Origin of the sequence: Streptomyces sp. NPDC002809, assembly GCF_040295435.1 — a bacterium.
GTDB lineage: Bacteria > Actinomycetota > Actinomycetes > Streptomycetales > Streptomycetaceae > Streptomyces.
The window spans coordinates 19,264-42,232 of record NZ_JBEOVJ010000073.1 but is presented as its reverse complement, the minus strand read 5'-3'; the positions used below and the strand labels follow the sequence as shown (position 1 = coordinate 42,232).

13 protein-coding genes are annotated in these 22,969 nt (G+C 63.8%); 10 read left to right on the top strand and 3 right to left on the bottom strand.

Annotation, left to right across the window (positions count from 1 at the left end; translation table 11 throughout):
* On the bottom strand, window positions 1-628 hold a 628-nt coding region (locus ABT025_RS30935; RefSeq protein WP_351001658.1), incomplete at its 3' end, for an MAB_1171c family putative transporter.
* Between the two features lie 3 nt (window positions 629-631).
* Entirely contained in the window at window positions 632-1,051 is a 420-nt protein-coding gene (locus ABT025_RS30930; protein ID WP_351001656.1) for a hypothetical protein, read from the bottom strand.
* 838 nt (window positions 1,052-1,889) lie between these two features.
* On the opposite strand from ABT025_RS30930, the gene ABT025_RS30925 reads away from it, so the two are divergent.
* On the top strand, window positions 1,890-2,327 hold the full coding sequence (locus ABT025_RS30925; protein WP_351001655.1) for a pyridoxamine 5'-phosphate oxidase family protein: 438 nt from the start codon (window positions 1,890-1,892) through the stop codon (window positions 2,325-2,327).
* A gap of 1,896 nt (window positions 2,328-4,223) precedes the next feature.
* Here ABT025_RS30925 and ABT025_RS30920 read toward each other — a convergent pair.
* The gene (locus ABT025_RS30920; protein ID WP_351001653.1) at window positions 4,224-4,763 is read right to left on the bottom strand and encodes a VUT family protein; all 540 of its coding nucleotides are present in this window, start codon (window positions 4,761-4,763) and stop codon (window positions 4,224-4,226) included.
* 150 nt (window positions 4,764-4,913) lie between these two features.
* Between ABT025_RS30920 and ABT025_RS30915 the strand changes: the two genes are divergently transcribed.
* From ABT025_RS30915 to dpdD, 9 genes are all read left to right on the top strand, one after another.
* Window positions 4,914-5,120 carry a hypothetical protein gene (locus tag ABT025_RS30915; RefSeq protein ID WP_351001650.1) on the top strand — a complete coding sequence of 69 codons (207 nt, stop codon included), beginning with the start codon at window positions 4,914-4,916 and terminating at the stop codon, window positions 5,118-5,120.
* A gap of 202 nt (window positions 5,121-5,322) precedes the next feature.
* On the top strand, window positions 5,323-8,601 hold the full coding sequence (dpdE, locus tag ABT025_RS30910) for a protein DpdE (protein ID WP_351001648.1): 3,279 nt from the start codon (window positions 5,323-5,325) through the stop codon (window positions 8,599-8,601).
* Complete coding sequence (gene dpdF / locus ABT025_RS30905) at window positions 8,591-11,191, top strand: protein DpdF (protein WP_351001646.1); 2,601 nt, start codon at window positions 8,591-8,593, stop codon at window positions 11,189-11,191. Before dpdE ends, dpdF begins: the two co-directional genes overlap by 11 nt.
* Window positions 11,191-12,123, top strand: a complete 933-nt coding sequence (dpdG, locus tag ABT025_RS30900; RefSeq protein WP_351001644.1) for a protein DpdG — start codon at window positions 11,191-11,193, stop codon at window positions 12,121-12,123. The genes dpdF and dpdG overlap by 1 nt, the downstream gene beginning before the upstream one ends.
* Complete coding sequence (dpdH, locus tag ABT025_RS30895; protein ID WP_351001642.1) at window positions 12,116-15,214, top strand: protein DpdH; 3,099 nt, start codon at window positions 12,116-12,118, stop codon at window positions 15,212-15,214. The genes dpdG and dpdH overlap by 8 nt, the downstream gene beginning before the upstream one ends.
* A gap of 8 nt (window positions 15,215-15,222) precedes the next feature.
* Window positions 15,223-15,900 (top strand): hypothetical protein, encoded by a 678-nt coding sequence (locus ABT025_RS30890; RefSeq protein WP_351001640.1) that lies wholly within the window; start codon window positions 15,223-15,225, stop codon window positions 15,898-15,900.
* Window positions 15,897-20,399 (top strand): protein DpdJ, encoded by a 4,503-nt coding sequence (gene dpdJ / locus ABT025_RS30885; RefSeq protein ID WP_351001638.1) that lies wholly within the window; start codon window positions 15,897-15,899, stop codon window positions 20,397-20,399. The genes ABT025_RS30890 and dpdJ overlap by 4 nt, the downstream gene beginning before the upstream one ends.
* Window positions 20,396-20,914, top strand: a complete 519-nt coding sequence (dpdK, locus tag ABT025_RS30880) for a phospholipase D-like domain-containing protein DpdK (protein WP_351001636.1) — start codon at window positions 20,396-20,398, stop codon at window positions 20,912-20,914. Before dpdJ ends, dpdK begins: the two co-directional genes overlap by 4 nt.
* Window positions 20,911-22,947, top strand: coding sequence for a protein DpdD (gene dpdD, locus ABT025_RS30875; protein ID WP_351001634.1), 2,037 nt, complete (start codon window positions 20,911-20,913; stop codon window positions 22,945-22,947). Before dpdK ends, dpdD begins: the two co-directional genes overlap by 4 nt.
* Window positions 22,948-22,969 lie beyond the last annotated feature (22 nt).

Here is a 22,969-nt window from a genome sequence, read left to right as displayed (position 1 = left end):
CCACCGGCTGAAGCCCTTCCGGCCGGCTGCTCGATTCCGCACCATGACTGCTCGGCCTCTGTATGCCGGGATCCATTTTCGATACACGGCCTAGACCGATGGCGGTCATCCAGAGCCCGGTGGAGTGCGGGCGTCGGGACATGCGGGCGTATCGGCGAGTCCACCGAAACGCCATGCCGAGGGCATACATGAGGTAGAGGCCAGCGCCGCCGTAGAAGAAGGCGATCTGGGGAATCGTCATGTCGGCTGTGCTGAAGCTGCCGGCAAAGACCTCGTGCGGCACCGACAGCGCAGCCACGGTGATCGCGACTGCGACGACCCCAATGAGCACGGCTTCCCTGCGTGCCCGCCGACGCCCCGCTTCTTCGTCAGCGGCGGAGTAGAGGTAGAAGCACATGAGGAAGTAGACCGTCAGGAGCAACAGGACGTTCTGGATCAGCTTCGCCGTCCCGTGGCCGGCGACGGTGTCGACTCCGGACGCGCCGCCCGGCATCGCTACGGGGTACGAGAGCGCAGCGCAGAACAGGCAGAGGGTGACCGAGCGAAGAGGTGCGTCATGCGGGCTTCGCTTCCACTGGTAGAGCTTCCAGACCAGTGCGGCCAGGAGCCCCAGGAGCAGGAGTTCCACGAGTTACAGCCATCCTCGCCGGTCGCCAAGAGCCGCCTCGACCCGGCGCAGGGCGGGATCATCAGCCGGAGGAGTGGAGTTTGCGAGCAGGGCCGACCACTCCAGGATGATCGTCGCCACGAGTTCGACGGAGCACTCCTCGCCGTCGTCGTACGAGCAACGCTGGGCGACACGCTTGACCGCCTCGGTCCCGAAGACCGGCAGCAGGGTGGCCCACCCCTCCACGTCGATGGCCGCCGCGTCTTCGTCAGGGGCGGTATCCGGCGTACCCGCCTCCACCTCGCGAGCGGAGTCCTCGGCTGCCTTCTCGTTCTCCGCCACGAGGATGTGTCCGACCTCGTGCAGGATGATCCCATCCTGGTGCAGCTCGGTCGTCTCCTGCTGGTACAGAATCACGTCGTAGGTGTCGTACTCCGCCCACATGCCCGAGGGGCCGGGCTTGGGCAGCGGAGCTGCACGCAGAAACAGCGGGCGCCCGCGCCGCCGGCTCAGCTTCTTGCAAAGGTTGTGAACGTCGAGCGGGGGAGTTACCCCGAGGTCTTGCAGCTCCCGCCGAATCAGACGGTGCAGATCCTTCTCCACCGTCCGGGCCGTGGCTGTACGCCAGCGCCCAAGGCGACGGCGTTTGACTCCGTCCTGAGCGGGAACCTTGGGCTCCGAAGTGGCTCGACCACTCTTATCCGACCACACTGAGTAATGCCTCCAACCGGCTGTTATGGCTCCCCCGAGCCGGGCGACACCGCGCCCATGTCGATGACGACCGGCTCCCGGCGCCGGAACCGACCGCGGTCGGTGCTCCTGCGCCCCACCAAGCCCCCTCGCAGGGGGAAGGGATGCCAGGGCATCCAGGGCTTCCCACCGCGCTCGGATGTCACGTACGCGAATACGCGCTGACACCCCGAGCGGGGCTGCCCCGTTGAGCTCCCGGGAACCTCTTTGGACAGTACGTGACGCTTCAGACAAGACATGGCCTGAAGAACATGATCGATTCGTGTAGACGGCAGGTAACTTCGCCCGGTCAAAGTGACGTAAAACAACCTTGTTTAATCCCGTACGAGGCCTTGAACTGCAGTTTTAAGGTCTGGCGTGAACGGATCAACTTTTTCGAGCCGTTGGGTGACTCCGTTATCAAGCCGAGACTTTAGGCGAGGCGAAGGGGTGCGCAAACGGCAGCGAAGTGGAAAAAATGGCTGCCGGGAAGGGGAGTGGCGGCGGTCACTCTGGGGCGGTTCGGGCAATTGAGGCGTTTACGCTTTCAGTCATGTCGAACGCGATATCCACCCAGCCGGACAGTTACCTGGAGTTCTGGAGTGAGCACCATCTGTGCACATTGACCACGCTGCGGCCCAATGGGCGACCGCATGTCGTGCCCGTCGGTGTGACGGTGGATGTCGACGCTGGAGTGGCCCGAGTTATCACCCACAAATCGAGCCGTAAAGTGGCCAACATTCTCGCGGGTGGGGGCGAAGCCCGCGTAGCCGTCTGCCAGGTCGACGGCGGCCGGTGGGCCACGCTCGAAGGGGTCGCGGAGGTGCGCACCGACGAGGCTGTGGTCGAAGAGGCGGTTGCCTGTTACGGAAAGCGATATGGCCGTACGCCAGCCCCGGACCCTGAGCGGGTGGTCATCCTGGTCTCGGTCGAACGGGCGCTGGGTCAGACCTTGGGCGCCCGACCTCAGACAGCCCAGGCCGCTGCGTAGCGTCAAGTGGCTTGCGGGATGGCAGGGGGCGTGAGTCTGCGTAGATCATGGAGTCGCCGTGGCTGTGCGCATCGGACGATGCCACAGCACAACGAGCCTTTCCGTCAGCAACTCGGCCGCGAACATCCGCTGTCGCCTGGCAACCGCGTGCCGCCGAGTCTTCAGGGAACCGGGCTCAGTGGCTTGGGCTGACACCATCTTCTGTGCGCGCTCAGCGACCTGCGCGGGCAACCCAGGCCTGGTCAAGGAGACGAGCCTCTTCTTCGCCATGGACACCGTCCTGGAGATGCTGCCTGAGTCGCCGGCCGTCGTTCTCACCCGGGCGCGCATCGGAATGGCTTCCTCATTTGCCCGAGGCCGGCTCTGGGAGCGATGGTGCTACGGCGACCGCGACGCACAGGTTGCCGCGACGGCCCTTGCACCGGGGTGGCGTACGGTCTTTGCCCCGCTCCTTGGATGAGGAGTTACTGCTGTTGTGCAGCCAGCCGCTGAGCGGCTGACTGCACAACCTTGATATGGCCAGCCGAGTCGGGCAGTTGAGTGATTCTTCCGCGACCTACTGGCCAACGGCACCCCGCACCAGCCAATAGCGTCCAGCCGTCATTCCACAGCCGCCAGGGTTGTTACTCCGCATCCGATCCTGACTCAGGATCCCGCTACCAAGGCCAGTAGCCCCAGCCCGCTAGCCCGAGCAGGAGGGATGCACCCGCCGCGATCACCGGCGAGACGTACACCGCCAAGACGGTGCGTCCGCCGATCTGAATGTGCACGCCTTCGCGTGGCACGACCGAGGCCGTGCCGGTCGGAACGTCCGAAATCAGACCGTTGGTAGCCGGATTCCTGGGGGATGACTCCCCGCTAGACGGTGTGCCATGGTAGGCAGTCACGAGATGTCCCTTCTTCGAAGCGCAACCACCGTCTCCCCGGCCTAGGAACCTGAAGACGGCGGTGCGCGACACTCGAGTCCTCCCGGATCCGGGAGGACGCAAAAGGGCCCCACCATTGGCATGGTGGGGCCCTCGTTGCTGCGACGACGCTATCGGAGATGGATGGGCAAGAGCAAGTGACTCAGACAGGTGCCGGGGCGTCACATAGCTTTGCTGCCAAGCGAGTTGTTTCTAGCTCCGATCATCTGGCGAATCTCTGGACCGCCGCATCGTTCGTGCTCAACCTCGTGCCGGCAGTAGAAACGAAATCAGCGTTCCCGTCCACGTCGAGGCCGAAGCCGTGGCTGCGCGCCTCGGGTATGAGGGGAACGTCCATGCCGCCGTCCCTTCTATCCGTGCACGAGTACTGCGCCTAGCTCCTTGGTTTGCTGGCGGCTTGTACAAGGAGACTCCACCTCGGACTGGAGGCGCCCCATGTACGTGGCAGCTACTCGCCACACCTCGTCCTTCCACATCTCGACAGTAGCTTGGCCACCCCCTGACTCGTGTAGCTCTTGTGGAACAGCCTGCCGATCAGGGTCTTGATCCCGGGCCCAGCGTCCACCGCTGTCATCGGTAAGCCGTGGGCCAGCGGACCCCGTTTCAGCTCCACCTCCAGACTCTCCCACTCCCGGGCCGACAGTCGTTCCCGCGACACCGGCCCCTTCGACTTCAGCGCCGCGATCCCGCCGTCGCGCCAGCGCAGATCGGCCGCGAATACCGCAGCATCATCACCGCGCTCAAACCGCTCGGCCGCCTCCAGCCTCAGTCGTTCCCGCTTCTCCTGCTCGACGGGTACCCACCCCGCTGCGCGTACCTCGTGATCCGTCGTACCGCAGGGGTCACGAACCGTCAGGCTCTACGAGTTCAACCTGAGTACTGTGCTGTCGCTGGAGCGGGGGCCGGATGGAAGAAGCGGGATACTCCATCCCCGAGGTGCAGGAAGAAGCGCCTCGGGTCCTGGCCAGGGTCAGTGATGCGTAGCCTCAGGAAGGACGGCCGCAGCGCGCTTTCGGCGACGGAGAAGCGTCAGGGCCGCTACCGCTGCGAGGGTCATCCACGCCTTGCCGAGGATCTGTCCCGGTAGGTACTCCAGGGAGTCGAATGCAAGCTTGAGGAACAGCAGGCTGTCCGACAGCAAACCGACTGCGTTCGAGGCGAGCATTGCGATCAGCAGGCCACGTTCCCGCAGAGGCTCATAGACGGCGAAGTCCATGCTTTCGGCAACGGCGAATGCCGCGGCTGACGCCATCGCGAGCGCGGGGTCTGCAAGGAAGTACGACAGGACGGTACCGATGACTATCGCCGCGAGGACCGCCCTGCGGCCGGCGGTCTCCCGCGCAAGGTCACGGAGGACGAGGGCCAGTCCGACCATGTAGACACCGGCTGGGGCCGCGTAGCCGAAGCCCACCGGGACGGCTCCGAAGTGTGTAACAGCAAGATTGGCCGCGGGAATGGTCGCGACATAGGCGACCAGGGTCGCGATAGGGGCAGGAGCGGGGACGTTCACGATCTTCTCTCTGTCTGGTGAAGCACGAGTTGCGCCAAATCCCTCCGTGAGCGGACGGCGGGGTAGGCGCCCAGACAGTACAACCCGCCACTGACGTCAGGTGTGTATCCCGCCCTCAGAACTCTGGCTGGAATCGCTCCCACGCCGAGGGTGCAGACAGCCCGCGCGGGCCACCGGGTCGGCATCCTGGAACAGACGGATCGCGCCAAGACGGATGAATCGCTGCAGTTCATCTGGCTCTCACTCTCTCGCTGCGGCGAGCGGCTGGAGCGGCCGCCGGAATCTGACGACCTTCTGTACCTGGCTCGCCCCGACCTTTCGAAGGTGTTCTTTCGGCCGTCTTCGATCGCCGCCTAGGACGTCAGACGAGATCAAGCGCGCTTCATTTGCCCGGTATTGACCCTATACGTCACGCGAGGGGTACCCGGAGGACGCTACCCCCTCACTCCATTTCGAATGTGCATACGAATTTCGAGCCTTGTCCGTTGAACCTGTTGTCAGAGCCTGCGCATAGGCTCATCCCCGTTGGTAAACGAGCAGGTGGGGGGCGAGAAGAAGGATGTCTTCGGGCTTCACAGTCGGACACCTCGTTGCATTTCGGGGGGCTCCTGGGATAGGACGGGTCGGCGCGGTAACCGGCGGCTCGCTGCGCGTGGACTTCTTCGAGTCCACGGCCGAGCCCGAGGTAGAGTCACAGACCGTCCCGGTAGCCGCTTGCGAGCGCGTGCGACTCAAGCCGGAGACCCGCGTATTCCGGCGCAACCCCAGCACCGGAGAGTGGCTGGCCGGGCGGGTAAGGGACCACACAGGCGGCCAGTACTACATCCGGTTTCCCAACACCGACTTCGACATGCCGCTACCCGAGTCCGAACTCCGCGTGCGGTGGAACAGGCCGGTACGCGACCCTCTTCAGGTCCTGGTGTCTGGAGGCAACGAATCCGGACACCTCTACAACGCGCGCATCCCAATGCTGCACAACCTGGTCACCCAGCGCGCAGCCAGCGCCAGCACCCCGGCTCTCCTGGCGGCCGCTGTCGAGACCTATCCTCACCAGGTTCGCGCCGCGCTGACCGTGCTGTCCGACCCTGTCCAGCGGTATCTCCTCGCAGACGAAGTCGGACTCGGCAAGACCATTGAGGCCGGGTACGTGATTCTGCAGACCTTGATCGACGATCCGCAGGCGCGCGTGGTCATCCTCACCTCTGACTCGCTGCGCCGACAGTGGGGAACCGAGCTGCGCACGAAGTTCTTCACCGATGACTTCCCGAGGCGCGTACGGATCACCTCGCATGAATCCCCCGAGAAGTGGGAGCAGTACCAAGAGAGTGCTCTTGTCGTGGTCGATGAAGCTCATCTACTGGTGCAAGACCGTGACGATACAGATCCCACATATCGGGCACTGCGCGATCTCGCGCACTCAGCGTCGAAGCTCTTGCTGCTGTCCGCCACGCCAGTTACTTCCAGCCACACCACGCACCTGGGCCTCCTGCATCTGCTTGATCCCGACGTATACAAGTGGAGCGAGCGAGAGGCGTTCGAGCAGCGGTACAGCCACCGCGCCGAGTTGGCCGACCACGTCCTCAGCCTGAACGCAGACTTCCACCCACTGCTGCCGTCCACGATCGACATCACCAAGGCGCTGCTGCCTCAGGAAGACACCCGCTTCGAGCACCTGGCGGGCCAGGTGCTCGACCTCCTCGACGCGGAGGGGAGCCTCCTCGATGAGACGGGGATGCCGGAGCTCTCGGCTCGCGTCACCGCGCTTCGGGCGCACATCAGTGAGACGTACCGACTGCACCGCCGCGTGATCAGGCACCGCAGGTCGAACGTCCTGCGCCAAAACGACGACTCGGCGGCCGTCCCTTACGAGGTGCGCGGTCGTGCCGAGCCGGCAAAGCTGACGGCCGAGTCATACTCCCCGGCCGCGGACAGCCTCCTGGAGTGGCAGACCCAACTGTGGGGCCATCTCCTCGATGAGGGGCTTGAGAGTAAGCGCAACGACTATGCGCTTGCCCTGGCCGTGCTCGCGTCCCGTCTCGGTGGCGCGTCTGCTGACTATCTCGACGCCCTTCGATGGCGGGTCCGTGGTGACGAAGGCGCCGCTGACCGCGCCGGCCTGAGTGCCCGCGAGCGGAACCACGTCTCCAACGTGCCAGTGGCGCCCCACGAGGCAAAGAACCTGGCGAGTCTCGAATCAGAGATCGCGGACGAGGATCGCGCTTCTGAAGTCGACGCTCTGATCAACACCCTTCTCCCCGCGCTGCGTAAGGGAGGACACATCATCGTCTTCTGTGGCCCAGGCTCACTCGCTTCGGCGCTCGCCACACGCCTGCGCGCACGCTTCTCCAAGGTCGGCTTCTTTGAGCACACCCGAAGCGCGGGCCCTCACGTGTCTGAGTTGGCCACTGCTGCATGGCGGAAACCCAGCGAAAAGGCTGCCGTTCTCATCGCGGACGACACTGCAGAGGACGGGCTGAACCTCCAGGCCGCCCAGACCGTAATCCACGTGCGGTTGCCATGGTCACCCAATCAACTTGAGCAGCGCCTCGGCCGCACCGACCGCTACGTTGAGTCCCACCAGCAGCGCCAAGCACCACGCCAGTTCGTGCTCACGGACACTGAAGCACACACCGAAGCGTGGCTGTCCCTGCTCACTGATGGGTACCGCATCTTCGACGGGTCGGTGTCCACGCTCCAGGATGCCATCGCGGAAGGTCTCGCTGATGTCTGGGCGGAGGCGCTCGAGCATGGGCCGGAAGGCTTGCCCGGTTTCGCCGAGACTGTTCACGAGAAACTCGCCAAAGCCCGCCGTGAGATCGACAGCATGGACACCCTTGAGTCGATCTTCGACACATCCCCTCACGACATCGACTTCGCCGAGCGGCTGGCGACGTTCGAGGCCAGCTGGGGCGCCACCCGTACAGACATGCTCGGATACACCGGACAAGACGGCTCGGACGGGATCAAACTCCGCCACGCCGAGCGCAAGATCAATGACGTGATGTGCGAGGTCTTCGACCTAAAGTCGCGCACGCTCATCTCCCCTCACCTCTACGACCGCAAGAACCTCACGGATGAGATGGCCAAGGGCACGTTCAGTCGGTCTGAGGCGCTCAAAGCCCCCGGCACACGTCTATTCCGTATCGGGAGTCCGCTCGTCGACACACTTGCCAACGTTGTTTGGTTCGACGACCGCGGTCAGGCCACGGCCTTCTGGCGCGCTGATGTGAATCACCGGGGAGAGCCGGAGCCCTACTTCGGCTTCGACTACCTCGTCGAAGCCGACATCTCCTCGGCGCTCACGCTGGCGCTGGCGCTCGTGCAAGAGCCCCGCGACGCGGAAGCAGCTTTGAGGCGCCAGGCTGAGCAACTCCTCCCACCGTTCACGCTGAAGGTATGGGTGCCGGCCGGAGCTGCCGAGGCCCTGGCCAACGGAGACACTCAGAAGTGGCTGGATGCCCGCTACAGGGCCACGGACCACAACTACAACTCCGGAAACATCCACGAGTTGATGGACCTGTTCGACGGGCAGCCCGGATACGAAGCATCTGCACGTGGTGCTGAAACAGTCGCCCGAGCGGAACTCAGGCGAGTGACCAACCTGGCCGACAAGTGCGACCTGGCCCAGCAACAGGGACGGGCACGCCTCACGGTCACGAGGGCACAGGCGGAAGCCCGCCAGGCAGCGGGTCGACTCTTGGGAGGCGAAGAGAGCTACCTGCTAGATGTTGATATCACTGACGCGCTGGTGCAGGGACTGAGCGACCCGAAGGTTCGGCTCGTTTCTGCGACGTGCTTGGTGAAGACGGGGCTCAGGAGGATCCGTCGTGGCGACTGACAATTGGACCGGCGCCAAGAGGCTCTTCAACCACCTGTCGGAGCACCGGGACCTTCAGCACCTCCCAGAACTTCCCGAGGCGAAGGGGACGCTGCGCAGGCTCCGTGATGCTCTGGCCAGTGAGTCCAGCGGGTGGAAAGACGTTGCCTCGCTGGCTCGGCAGATCTTGCTCGAAGCTCAAGCACGAGAGAACACAACGGGGTTCACGGTTCCTCTCCTCCCACGGCTGCCTACCCGCGAACAGTGGGAGGAAATGCGCTGCCAAACCGGGATGCGCGATGGCGGCGCCGACTTGTGGGTAAGCGCGCTGCCGTGGCATCCGCCCGTCCCCGACGACGTTTCCCGCCATGCGGCTCAAGAGGATTTTCGCCAGGTCCATCTCGGCGAGGACTCGCCACACCGTCGCAAGCTGGAGTCATATCCGGCCGACCCGTTCTTCGCGACCGCCCTCGGTGATGATCATAGTCACTATGTGTCAACCGGCCAGCGACAAGCCGCCAGGGCTATCGCGCTTGCCGAACCGGGGAGCACCACGGTCATCTGTCTCCCCACGGGACATGGGAAGACCGCAGTTGCGATGGCCCCCGCGCTTCTGGCGAGCACGAGCAGCGGCGTGTCGGTAGTCGTCGTGCCTACGAGCGTTCTCGCAGCAGACCTGGAACGGCGCGCCTTCAAGATCCTTGAACGGTACGGACAGCACAGCCCCACACGCCGGTACGCGTACACCAGCGGCCTGTCTCCCGAAGACAAACAACAAATGCGGGACGACATCGCCGCAGGCCGCCAACGGCTCGTGTTCACTTCGCCTGAAGCGCTCGTGCGGAGCCTGAAGGGACCTCTAGAGGACGCCGCTGAGGCCGGGTTGTTCAACTACTTCGTGATTGACGAAGCACACCTGGTCGAGCAGTGGGGCAACAACTTCCGTACCGAGTTCCAGACCATGTCGAGCCACCGTCGCATCTGGCTCAGCAAGGCCCCGGCAGGCCGGCAACCAGTCACCGTCGCGATGAGCGCGACACTCACTGGGCAACAGGTGGAGACACTCGACACACTGTTTGCCTCGCCACAACGGGCGAGGATCGTCTGGGCTTCCCAACTTCGCCATGAGCCGAGCTACTACATTGACGCCTTCGAGAGCGAAACCGACCGGCAGACCGCAGTCCTTGATGCCGTCTCGTACTTGCCGAAGCCGATGATCCTCTACACAACCAAGGTCGAACATGCGCAGGAGTGGGCGGGCCGTCTTCACGGCCACGGGTTTCGCCGCGTAGCGAGCGTCACCGGTGACTCCACCGATGCCGAGCGCCGCGACGCCTTGGAGGGATGGGGCGGCAAGACAGCCGAAGACGACGTGGAGACACGCTTCGACATCGTGGTTGGTACTTCTGCCTTTGGCCTGGGCGTCGACCTCGACGACGTAAAGACGATCGTGCACGCTTGCCTGCCAGAGACGGTGGACCGCTACTACCAAGAAGTCGGCCGAGCAGGACGCAACGGAAGCCCTTCAATCGCGTATCTGGCCACCACGCGCAATGACGAAGAGATCGCCAACTACATGAGCGACGAGGTGGTCATCGGCGCCCCGCGCGCGTGGCAGCGGTGGGAGGCAATGTTCCACAGCAGGACTACGATCCAAGATCGTCACCGCGTCAGTCTCGATTCCTACCCCCCTGACATGAACGAGGGCTTTCAACGGAACCGGCAATGGAACATCCGGATCCTCAACCTCATGGTGCGATCAGGGATTGTGGCCGTCCACCCACCAGAGCCACCCGGAAGGGATGAAGGTGAGTCGGATGTCGTCTGGAAGGCACGACTTGACCAGTTCTACACGACAGCTGATGGCTACGCAGACGTGGAACTCCTCGACTCCGACGCAAGAAACAGCGAGTACTTCCTTGCTCGCTTTGAAACTGAGCGCCAAAAACTGCTACGCGGTCGCGCTTCGGCCCTGCGAGAACTGAAAGTAGCTCTGCGAGGCAATCAATGCATCGGCGAAGTGCTGGGGTCGTACTACCGGGTCCCGCATGGCGAGGGCTTTCGCCGCACAGGTATCACCTGCCGTGGATGCCCTCACTGCAGGGCCACTGCCAAGCTTCTGCCTGCAGGCTTCTACCGGCTCGCTGGGGAGCCGCGCCCTCTGCTACCCACATCCGAGCACCATGGGCGTCTCCCCCTGATGCCGTACTTCGGGGACCATCAGTGCTTGAGCCTGTGGTGGCAAAACGCCGACTACCAGGCCTTGGCGGCACGTCTGGTAGAGAGCCTTGTCCGTCGCAGGATCGCCGTGGTCGGGGGGCCGGGCATGGATACCCACCTCAGAAGCCAACTGCAGACAACAGCGCGGACTCGCACCGTGATCGTTGACGATGACGGCGCTCTCCTGTCGGACTGGCATGGCCCTGTTATCTGGATGGCGGACGCGAACGCAGTGTCACCCGGGCCTGAAATTGCGACGCGATTCGCCTGGGATGCACCGACCTACCTGATCCATCCACGGATCATGCACCACCCCGAGCGCCGAGATACGCCACTCGTCGATGTCCACCCGGCGAACTTGTCGATCCGCCGTGCCTTGGAGGAACTCTGATGACTCTCCTGAACGTAGACGCAGCCATTCCCTCTCAGACATGGGCTCTGGTGCGCCTTCTTTCCTACCTGGGGAAGAGCATCGCCATGGACGAGGCACGGGCGCTGGTCAGTCCTCCTTCTTTGCGCTCAGAGGACACGTCGACCAAGCCGCCCTTCGACTGTGCCCTCAGCTCCCTGCAGGTCCTGGGGTTGGTGCAGGTCGATGCCGATCGGCAAGAGCTATCACTGGCCGGCTCGACCAAGACTCTCGCCAGCAGCGATGATCTGGAGACCTACACGCGTATCCTGCGCCACGCAGTCCTCAAGGCGGACTACAACGCAGAGTTGGGGGCTGACAACGACGCGACAGGGCCTCGAGACCTGACTCGTGCACTGGCCTGGTTCCTGGTGCACGACCCCATGGGGAAACCGATTGATTGGGTCGCCGCGCAACAACTCCTGGATGAGAAAGACGGTAAGGACCGCAGGCTGTTGAAGGCCGACGTGCTGCCGCTCTTTGCCAACAACACCCGATGGGTCCGTTTCGGGTATTGGGCAACTGCCGTTGGCCTTGCCGCTGCTCCTGTCATTCGCACTGAAGGCAGCGGCCCACTGGTCCCGGACTGCACCCTTGCCGTCAAGCAAACAGTGCTCGAGTTGTGGCAGCCAGCCCAGCGCGTCAATGCCGTTGAGGCATTGCAGGTTCTGCGAGAGCACTTGCCGGTGCTGCCTGGCGGAGCACACTCGCTCGCGGTGGGGATCCCCAGTCCGGGCGACAGTGTGGCCGGCACTGCGCTCTCGTTTGCTCTCCTGCGTGGCCACGACGAGAAGTGGCTTCGCTTGGAGCATGACGATGATGCTCGGAAGATCCTTCTCCTGCACGATCCTGAACGGCCCGCGAGTCCACGCCCCGTTAGCGACATCACGATCCTGGAGCCCACCGATGGCTGACTTCCGCAGGATGCTCTGCTGGGAACCAGCAGTGGCAGCCTCCACCATCAACACTGAGGCGGTCAGCCCTTCGCGGTCGGTCTTCTTGGCCACTCATGCGCCGTTGCGGATCAAGCGCGCCCGGATCATGGACGGGAAAGAACTCGCCATCGAGGGCGACCCGATCGGTGAGAAGGCAGTCCTCAAAGACTTCATGGCGCTCCGAGCGGACAGCGGAGCCCTGCTTATGCCGGTCGTCGGTGAGTCTGGCTCAGGTAAGTCGCATCTAGTCCGATGGGTGCGCGAGCAACTGGCCGTGATGGAGGAGGGCGCGGACAAAAGAGAGGTCATCTACCTCGAGAAGTCCAAGACCAGCCTCAAGGCAGTCGTCAGCACCCTGATCGCGAAGGCTGAGAGTAACGAGCTGGCTCAGCTCAAAGAGGACATCAACCGGTTTACCGAGGACGTCGACGAGGAGTCCCTGGCGAGGCGCATCCTCAATGAACTGAGCGAGGCGCTCGAAGGTACTTCCCCGAACTCAGAGTCACGCCCTTTGGCTCGAATGCTTGTGGGTCCCGGCAAGCTGGCTGCGGTGCTTCTCGATCCCCACGTCCGTGCGGAGTTGCTCGCCCCCGGGAAGTTTGTGCCTGAACTGGCTCATCAACTGATTCACAATCGCCGGGACGGGCAGGCGGACCGCCCCGAAGGGTTCAGCGTCAGCGATCTTCCGCTCGATATTCGAGACATCCAATCCGCGTCGGGAATGGCGCAACGGCTGCTCGGCACAATGAGTACACGCGGCGACCTTCAGGGCATTGCGGTAGACCTACTCAACAGGCACCTCGAAGCTGCTATCAAGAGTGCTGCTAATCTTGGGGCAGGTCGGCTGCTCGATGCGATGAAGCAGGTTCGAGAGGAGTACCACCGGCAGGGCAAGGAGATCGTCCTACTCATCGAGGACTTCGCTCTTATCCAAGGTGTCCAGCGAGACCTCCTAGATGCCGTGGTAGAAGCGGCGAACCGTGAGGGCAAGACGACTCTCGCCCCCATCCGCACACTCATGGCCGTGACCACGGGCTACTTTCAATCCTTGGATGAGACAGCCCTAACCCGCATCCAGGCCGGCACGGGCTACGTCTACCATCTGGACGTTCCTTTCAGTCCGGAGGAGACAGGACGCACAGAAATCGCCTCGTTCGTCGGCCGCTACCTGAATGCTGGGCGTTTGGGCCGCGATGAACTGGAGCGTGCGGGCAACGACGAGGTCCCCAACAAATGCGCGACCTGCCCGTTGCGAACGGAGTGCCACGAGGCATTCGGAGTAACCTCTGACGGCTACGGCTTGTACCCGTTCAACGAGTCATCTCTCGTAAGGGCCGTCCACTCAACGGCAGACCAGGCCAAGCCTTGGTCCTTCAACCCCCGTGTCGTGCTGGGCAGTGTCGTGCGACCGGTCTTGGTTGAACACGCCACTGCCATGCAGCAGGGCGAGTTCCCCGACCCCATGTTCCGGCAACGGTTCAGGCCGACCAAGCTCGACAAGTTCGTCAGCCGCGACGCGCTCGGCTTCGTAGCCGAGAATGATCACGACCCTGCCTCTGCGGAGCGGCGGAACCTCGTGCTCGAGTTCTGGGGAGACGCCCCTGAGCATGCGAACAGCCTCAACCCAACCATCCTGGAGGCTTTCTCCCTGGAGCCGCTGGGTGGTGAAGAAGGGCAAAGCCGTCCGCCTGCTTCTGCAACCGTCCGGGAGCAAACGGGTGCCAGCGAGTCGAAGCCTGAGACAGGAGCGAGTGGCAAACGCGACGAGTTTCCCAGGGAACTTCAGCGAATGCTGGGGACGGTGGACGAGTGGCTCACCCGCGAAGGCGGCCTGGATACTGCCACCGCAAATCGGATCCGAGTCGTTGTTTCCACTGCGGTCTTGCAGAGGTACCAGTGGAACTCACCTCTGATGCGGGAGGTGGGTAGCACCGAGTTGCGGAGGGCGGCCTGGCCGACCAAGGCAACCATCGTCTCCATCGAGGGCGCGAAGGAAAACTTGCCCGGCGTCGAAAATGCCCCTATCACTTTCTCTCGTCGCCCAAAGGACAGTTGGTTCTTCGACAGCCTGCTGAAAGCTGAGCGGGAGCTCCCGGCGCGAGCCGAGGACATCCGACGGCTGGCGTTCCTGGCAGAGAAGTACGGCCGAGATCTCACTGCACGGCTGCAGCGGCACATGGAGGTCACCGACCATCACCTCGTTGCGGGCTTCCGCGCATCGCTTCTTGGCGCGGCACTGGCTGGCAAGGCATGGCCCGGAATGTCTCTTTCGCGGCTCATTGCCGCCGCGCTTGATGACGGGCAAGAGTGGCGTCGTGAGGACGGTGGTATCCGTGGAGAGAAGTGGATGGACGTGCTCCGTGGGCACCTCAGAGCGCGTCCTGAACTTGTGAAGCAACTCCGTTACGCCGTCGGTATCGCCCAGGGCACCGGTGCGGTGAACATGGTTGATGCCGCACGCGTTCTTCCTCTGCTCGACAGGGCCGCGTCATCGTGGAACTGGGATGCCGAGACGCTGGACATCCCTAAATGGGTGAAGCCGGCCGTCACCGGGTTCGCGTCCTGGACAACCATCCTCGAGGACCAACTCAACCGCCACGAAGAACTACTCAACTCGATTCGAAGCTGTCAGCCTCGGGGTACCACTGGCGTACAGACCATGGCTGCAATCCGCGACGTTCTCGGTGCTGCGCGAGAAGTGGGACTGCCGCTGACGGCCGAACAGACACGTCAGTTCGATGCCCTGCTTCAGGGTGCCCAGAACGCGGACTGGAAGGTCATCTCTGCACTCGAAGACGACCTGGCCAAGGGAGGCGACGACAGCCGCGACTCCTCAACTCGTTATCACGCGCAACTGGTTGCCGTTGTCAAGGACCGTGGTGACTCGCTCAAGCTGATTCAACAACTGCTCATTGCCAGTAACGACTGGCTGGACGCTGCTCTTGTCAGCGCCGAGTCACGGTCTAGTGGCTCCGCAGGTGACAGTGCCGCGGAAGACGTGGGGCAAATCTGTGTGGAGTGGCAGGCGCTCACCGCTGTCCCGTCCGCCGAAGACGACGGGGAGGACTAGTGACCAACTTGTCTGTGTACGACAAGGCCGTACAGCTGCAAAACCGTGCCCGCCAGATTGCTGCAGGCGCCGTCGGGGAGAAGGAGGCCGCTCGGGTTCTGAGCCGCTCGAAGGAACTCCGCGCGGGGCTGGCCGAACTCAGAACCCAAGTTGGACTAAGTCATACGCTTGCGGCCTTGGGGGCAGCGCACAAGCCCGACCTATCAGGCATCGATGCCGCCCGCACAGCCTTCGAGCGGAAAGCCCTCAACGGGTTGCCCAGTGACGCGGTCTTCAACACGGCCAGGAAGAAGGTTCAGGAACTCGCGGGCAAGCTGAAGGGTGATAGCAGCGCGGCATGGGTCACCTGGGCAACGGTACAGGTCGCCGCCCTTCCCCTGGCCCGGATCCCCATGCTCTCGCACGACGAGCGCGAGGCCGCACGCAACCGGGAGAGGGAACTCCGTCAGGCGGTGGCAACCAAGAACCTGTCTAAGGCGGACGTCACGCTCTTCACCAGCACGTACGCCCTCCTCGCGGAGTCCCTGCACGACAAGAGTGATCCCCCCAGTGAGCTATTGAGACTCCTGGAAGTGCTTGAGAAGCGCCCCAGTCCCACGCTCCGCGACGTCACAGACGACGACATTGCGCTGCTGCGTCAGTTCGAGATGGACATCCACATCACCTTGCAGAGGACGGGCGCGTGACAGAGCACCTCGACGTACGCTTCGCGAACGAACTCCTGAACCATTTGGAAGACCGTGAACTGCCACTGCTGGCCTGGGGCGTCACGGAGGCGGCCCTCTCTAAGGCCGAGGTGATAGAGACCATAGACAGTCTCTTGCACAGTCACGAGGCTGCCCCGGCCGACATGTCCGTCGACGCTGTGCTGGAAGAGTTCCTGCTCCGTGCCTTGCTGTTCGAGGTGCCGGTGCCTGTGACGTCGCCGCCGCGGTATCGCACCCGCTTGGCGGAGTCACTCAGGCTCACAACTGGTCTTCGGCAGCTCTTTGCCCGAGGTGGCTGGGCGCAGGAGGAACGGCCTGGCTGGTGGCAGCATCAGCGGCGCCTCGTCGCTGACTACCGACTGCACGTAGCGCCGCGACGCTACCCACACCGAGATATACCGGCATCCGACGCTCTCCGCGAACTCGCGCAGCTACCCCACTGGGGGGAGGCGCAAGAGCGCGTGGCGGCAGCCCTGGTGAGGGGCCGCAAACTGGCTCGCTTCCAACTGGACGCCACTTGTTGCGTGTTCACCTCGCTCAGCTCTCAGAGGTCCAAGGGAATTATCGTCGGCGCTGGCACGGGTAGCGGCAAGACACTCTCGTTCTACTTGCCGGCCTTCGCAGCGATGGCGGAACACGCGCACCCGGGTGGGGCAAAGCGCGTTCACACGCTGGCGCTCTACCCCCGCAAGGAACTGTTGCGCGACCAGCTTCGAGAGTCGATCCGCTCTGTCGAAGACGTCGAGGAGGCGCTGCACGAGAGCAGGCGACGTCCTATCCGCGTTGGCGCACTCTACGGTGACACCCCGTGGAATGCCCAGGACCGGAGGTTGGAACCGAACTCAGGGCTCGCCACTGCCTGGAAGCGCACTCCCCACGGCGTCGTGTGCCCGTTTCTGCCCTGCCCCGCCCAGGACTGCGGAACTGGGGAACTCCAGTGGACAGACGAGGACCGAAGGCGAGGCCGGGAGCGGCTGACCTGCACCAGGTGCGGCTACACCTTGAAGGACGGGCGCCTGGCGCTCACCCGGGAGTCCCTCAAGAAGAGCCCGCCGGATCTGCTATTCACCACTACGGAGATGCTGAACCGCTGTAGCGGTGACAGCTACCTGGAGTGGTTGCTCGGGTGGCGCGGCAGTAACTCCGCTCCCTCCCTCGTGCTGCTCGACGAGGTCCACACCTATAGCGGTCTTCACGGCGCGCAGGTGGCATTACTGTTGCGACGCTGGCGTGAGGCAGCACGCCGCCCCATGACGTTCGTCGGTCTCTCTGCGACCCTTCGTGACGCGGATAAGTTTTTCGCTCAACTTGTCGGCCTTCGTCCGAGCGATGTCGACCCAATTGAACCGGCCGACGAGGCCATGAAGTCCGAGGGCCGTGAGTACGCCCTGGCGCTGCGCGGCGACCCGGTGTCCGGAACAAGCCTGCTGTCTACGTCGATCCAAACGGCCATGCTCCACGGCCGCATGCTCGACCTGGTTAGGAAGCAATACCTGTACGGATCCACGGGCTTCCTTTTCACGGATGATCTGGACGTCACCAACCGCTTCTACAATGACTTGCGCGATGCGGAAGGCGGGCAAAACCGGGCAGGCCGCCGCAACGGCCGCAGGCCAGTACTTGCGGGCCTGCGTTCTTCGGAACGTAACGAGCATGCTGCGCGCTACATGGACGGTCAGTCCTGGGACATCGCCGAGAAGATCGGGCATGACCTCGACCCGACCCTGCAACTCCACCACCTGCATGTCGGCCGTACGTCCTCTCAGGACGTCGGGGTCGACCATGACGCGAACCTGACCGTAGCGACAGCCGCCCTCGAAGTCGGCTTCAACGACCCACGCGTAGGCCTGGTACTCCAGCACAAGGCGCCCCGTGATGCAGCCGCGTTCATCCAGCGCCGCGGTCGCGCAGGCCGCGAGCGCGGCACAAGGCCGATCACTGTGGTCACGCTCTCGGACTACGGCCGGGACCGACTTGCGTACCAGGCGTACGAGACCCTCTTCGCACCTCAGGTAGCTGCACGAAGCCTGCCGATCGGCAACCGTTTCGTACTCAAGATCCAAGCCACCCAGGCCCTGTTGGACTGGGCGAGCCGCAAGCTACGTTCCAAGAAACTGTGGGCCGACCCCCGAAAGATCCTCAAAGCCCCTACGGGCCATGCCGTGCGCAATGAGGACCGGCCAGGTCACGACATGCTGACATCGCTGCTGCAGGCGATCCTCGACAAGCCTGATCTGCAGGACGAACTTGCCCAACACCTGGGGAGGGCTCTGCTGATCGACGCAGACGAGGTCCAGGCCCTACTGTGGGAGCAACCTCGATCGCTGCTGCTGTCTGTCGTTCCCACCGCGCTGCGGCGGCTGCGCAGCGACTGGTCGTTCCAGCGCATTGATCCGGGCGCGAAGGAAGGCTCCCTCCTACCCGAGTTCATCACGCGCTCACTCTTCGAGCCGCTGAACCTGCCCGAGGTCGAACTGCTCTTGCCGTTCAGTACGAACGACACGTTGGAACAGTTGCCAATCGCCAGGGCGCTACGTGAGGCCGTACCAGGACGCGTCAGCCGACGATTCGGGCACCGCCGTGATGAGCACCGCACATGGTTGCCCGTTCCGCCGGCCGGCAGCAGCACTCTGCCGCTGACCCAGATCGTGCAGCATGCCGATCCTGAAGGAACCTGGCACCCCGATGGTTACGCATCAGAGGGACTTCAGGTCTTCCGGCCCACGCAGTTGAAGCTGGAGCAGCCAGGCCAGGAGGTCTCCGACCGGTCGCAAGGGCTCCCCATATGGGGTACTCAGATCGTTGTGTCCGAGGAGGCGCCACCGGCCCCGGCGGACATTCCGAACCCGTCTCTCTGGCACGAGCGCGTGCAGGCCGTCCGCTTCGCCACGCACGCTGCCGGCAACCCCATCGAGATGCGGCGCATGACCATCGGCGCCGACTGCCAAGTGGCGCTCGAGCGCGGAGAAGTCGAGACACGTAAGGTCTACTACGAACTGCACGGCAAGCCAGCTGCCCTAGGCTTCAGACTTGGCGTCGACGCTGTGCAGATCCTGCTCAGGCCCCTGAACACCTCGGAACCTGCGGTCAGGGAGTACCTGTCGTCTCCGCAGTGGCGGTCACTCGCGTTCTCGTACACCTTCGCCGAGGACCCTGCGCTCGAGGACGTCGCGAACAAGTTCCAGCGTGCATGGCTTGGCCAGGTCTATCTCACGGCCTTTGCGCTCGAAGGCATCAAGCAATCTCGCACCGCCGAGGAGAACCGAGCAGCACTAGCGCACGGAGCGTGGACTGGGGAACTGTCACGCATCCTGAGCGTCCTCTACCGCGACGACAGCGACGCCGACCACGCTGTCGAGAATGCACGGCTGATCGACGGGCTCACGGAGTTGCTGCGAGACGCACGGGTGCTCGCCGCTGTTGACCGTGCGGCGGAACACCTCGTTGATCCGAATACTGCTGTCCGGACTGAGGACCTGGCTCAGCGCACCTATCGCGACACGGTGGCCGCGGCGATCCTCTCCGCTGCGCAGAGAGCCTGCCCCGACTCGCAGGACGGGGACCTGATCGTCGACGTGGCGCCCGGTTCCACCAGCAGCGCGCCCACTGTCGTGTGGCTCAGCGAGACCTCCGTAGGCGGTCTGGGGGTTGTAGAGAGCCTGGTGCGCTTCTACGGGGAAGACCCTCGCCGTTTCTGGGGACTTGTCACCAGTGCGTTGGCCCCAAGCGACTACGAGTACGTAGACGCCACACTCACCCAGTTGCTCCGTCACCTGGCCGACGAGCCTGGGGGGGATGCCGCAGAAGCCATGCGCGCATTGAGAGGAGCCGAGGATGCCGAAGCGGCCCAGAAGGCCCTGAACTCTCTCCTGGCCGCGTGGGAACAGTTGGACGGCCGTCCCCGTCGCACTGCGGTCTCAGCGTTGTCGACCCGCCTTCTCCGGCCGGGGACCGGACCCGACACTGACGCGCAAGCTCTCGCCATGGTCGATGCGTGGGCCGGACTGGAGCAGAGGCTCGGTGTAGAGGTCGACGCGAACGTCATTGCCTTCGCGGTCGGCGACAACCGACTGAACGTCGGCGGGAACAAGCGGCTGACAGCCGACCAGGCATTCAGCATGCTCTGGCCTCGTGGACGACAAGCTCGCACGCAGGATCTCCAGCACTACCAGCCCTACGCGGACGCCCCCGTACTGGATCGGCTGCTTGTGCGCGAGGCTCACAACGACCGCCTGCCCGAGGTTGACGTCACGACGAGCGATTGGGTCCTGGCATACCAGAAGGCCATGACCGACAGCGGCGCCGCGGACCTCATCTGTCCCGCAGGCGAGTCGCAAGCCCTGGCGGAAGCCCTAGTGCGCGTGCCGGCGCTGCCGGTGGACCGGGATGTCCTGCGCGTCCATGGCGAGGTGCGCGGCTACGTCAGACATCGAGACGAGCTCCGTGTACGGGTGGAGTTGCGGGAGGCAACCCAGTGAAGGATCTGAGCAGAACCGTGCGCACAGGTGCTCGTACAGGGCTGCGCATCGACTCGATACTGTCCGCTGCGCTGATGGCAGAGATGCTCAACCCGAGCAGTGACTTGTGGTTGGTCTCGCCATGGATCACTGATGTCCAGGTCATCGACAACAGCCACGGCACCTATGACGCATTCTTTGGTGACGTCCCGCCCAGCGGATGGCGGCTGTCAGACACGCTCCTGCGCATCGCTGGAGCCGGGGCCCGTGTCCACGTGGTCACGCGCCCTGACGCGCACAATGATGCGTTCCTGCGTCGGATCGAGGCCCCAGAACTGGACGGCGTGCATGTCCAGCGCGACCCCGACATCCACGAGAAGACGTTGTGTGGGCAGGAGTGGATTCTCACCGGGTCGATGAACTACACGGTGCGCGGCATGGCGAAGAACGATGAGTTGGTCACCTACAAGGTGGGCGGGCCGGATGCTGGCCAAGCGCGGCTGGACCTGACACAGCGGTGGAGGAGTGGCTCGTGACGCAGCCCCAGAATCAGCAGCGAGAAGCCCTCGAAGGGTTCTTGCACCGGTTCTTCGGTCCAGGAAACGGCGTCTGGCCGGGCTTCGATCCGGACTACCGCTACAAGGACCGCACGCTGCCGTTCGTCGAGGCCATTCGACGCGACGACGACGCGCCTGTGGTCCTTCCACGCGTGTATACGGACCGTGATCGATTCGTCGTGTACGTCATTGCCCGGGAGCCTGGTGAGCGAGCAAAGACGGCTGAGTTGATCCGCGCTTTCGCTGGCCCGACGTACATCGCGTATGACGAGCAGGTCGGTATCCAGCCCGCCTGGCTGGACCCCGATGATCCCATCGAGCAGGCTATCCGCGACTTTGCTGGTGATCGGACCACTTTCCGTCTGGAGACGGGACGCACTCTCGAGCATCGCCGGAACCTGGCCTGGGCGCTGGAGTTGATGCAGAGGACCGAGGCTCGCCGTCCTCCCAGGATGTGGCGGGTGGCCAAGCCGATCGGCCGGCTCCTTGCAGAGTTCGACGCATCTCTATCCGCGGGCGCCGAGGCCGCATCGAGCGTGGTTCTTGACCATCTGGCAGCGGCTGGTGGTGTTACCGCAGCCAACCTTGCAAGCTTGAGGATCAAGCGGCTTGATCGTCTCGGCCGCAGCGAGGCGATCCTTCAGCTCCCTGAACTGCCGGACGCTATCCGGCAGGATCCTCCCCTCCCGGTCAAGGAAGCGATCTTGAACGCCGTGTTCGCGGCGTTGGAGGAACCTCTCGCGGTGGGCGATCTCTCAGCGGCACGGGCGAGGCTCGAAGAGCGGGGGCGGTTCGTCCCTGCCTTGCTGGATGCCGATGCGCGCAAGCTCGGCACGCAGGCCGTCACCGTTCTTCTGATGGCGGCCACCGTCCTTGAGGATCTGCCTGCTCTGCGTCGTCTCATGGACGCCGTGCAGAACGGGGCCCGCATAGGCGAACTGCCCTCACTGATCTGGGAGGACGCCCAACGCTTCCTGGCCGAAAGCGATGACGCGGCAGCACCTCGTGTCGTCGCAGAGCCTGTGCCACAGATTGCTGGAAGCGACGCGTCGGAAGCGTTTGCGACCATCGACTCCTGGCCGACCTTTCTCGCTGCGGTAGCCGCGGGCAGCAGCGAGGGCCAGTCGGCTGTTGAGGAGCGCAGTTGGACTGCGTGGTCTCCGCCGGCAGTTCACGATGCGGCCCTCGCCGGGTTCCTGGACGGGCTGGAGAATCAAGCTGCTGAAGAGGCCTGGCGGGCGGTTGGGGCGTTCATCGATGCTGTCGGATATGCAGCTCCGGCGGGTCTGACCGCCCATGCGTTCATCCGGAATGCGGTCGCCTTCGACCGGTTCGGTCCAGGTGACCTCGCCGTGCTCCAGGCGCTCGCGGAGATCGCACTCCGAGCTGGCCCGTCAGCGGAAACCTACGCCGAACTTCTCGATGAGATCGGCGCCTATCGCAGCCGATGGGTCTCCCCTGAGCGGGCATCAATTGCGTTGGACTTCGTTGACCGACTGTTCTTGGTCGCATGCCCTGACGCGGAGGCTCGCAGCAAGCTCGCATACGACCTGCTTGAGCCGCTCTGGCGGCATCAAGGTCGTCTCAACGAAGCTGACTTGGCGTTCGCCAAGCGTCTCTCAAGGGAACTCGGTGTCGACTTCCCTTGGCAGGACCGGGCCGGCTCTGATAGCGAGCGTGAGTTGTCGCTCTCGGACCTGCCGCCCATGAGAGTGTTGCTGTACTCCCTGGACGAAGCTGTGCTCGTGCGCTGCGCCGAGGAGATCAAGCAGTTTGCCCCCGCAGTGGACGCCGCCATGGCCAGTGATCACGTCGGTAGTGCTCAACTCCGGCAGAAGGCTCGTTCCGCTGATCTGGTCGTCATTGCAACTCGCTGCGCGAAGCACGCTGCAACCGGCTTCATTACGCAGCACACCCGCACCAAGTACATCCACTATGCAGACGGCAGCGGTTCAGCATCCATGCTGCGAGCAGCAGTGAACGGTCTTCGCTCCGTTGCAGCTAACCGCTAACGCACTGGTGGTCTCCCCGATC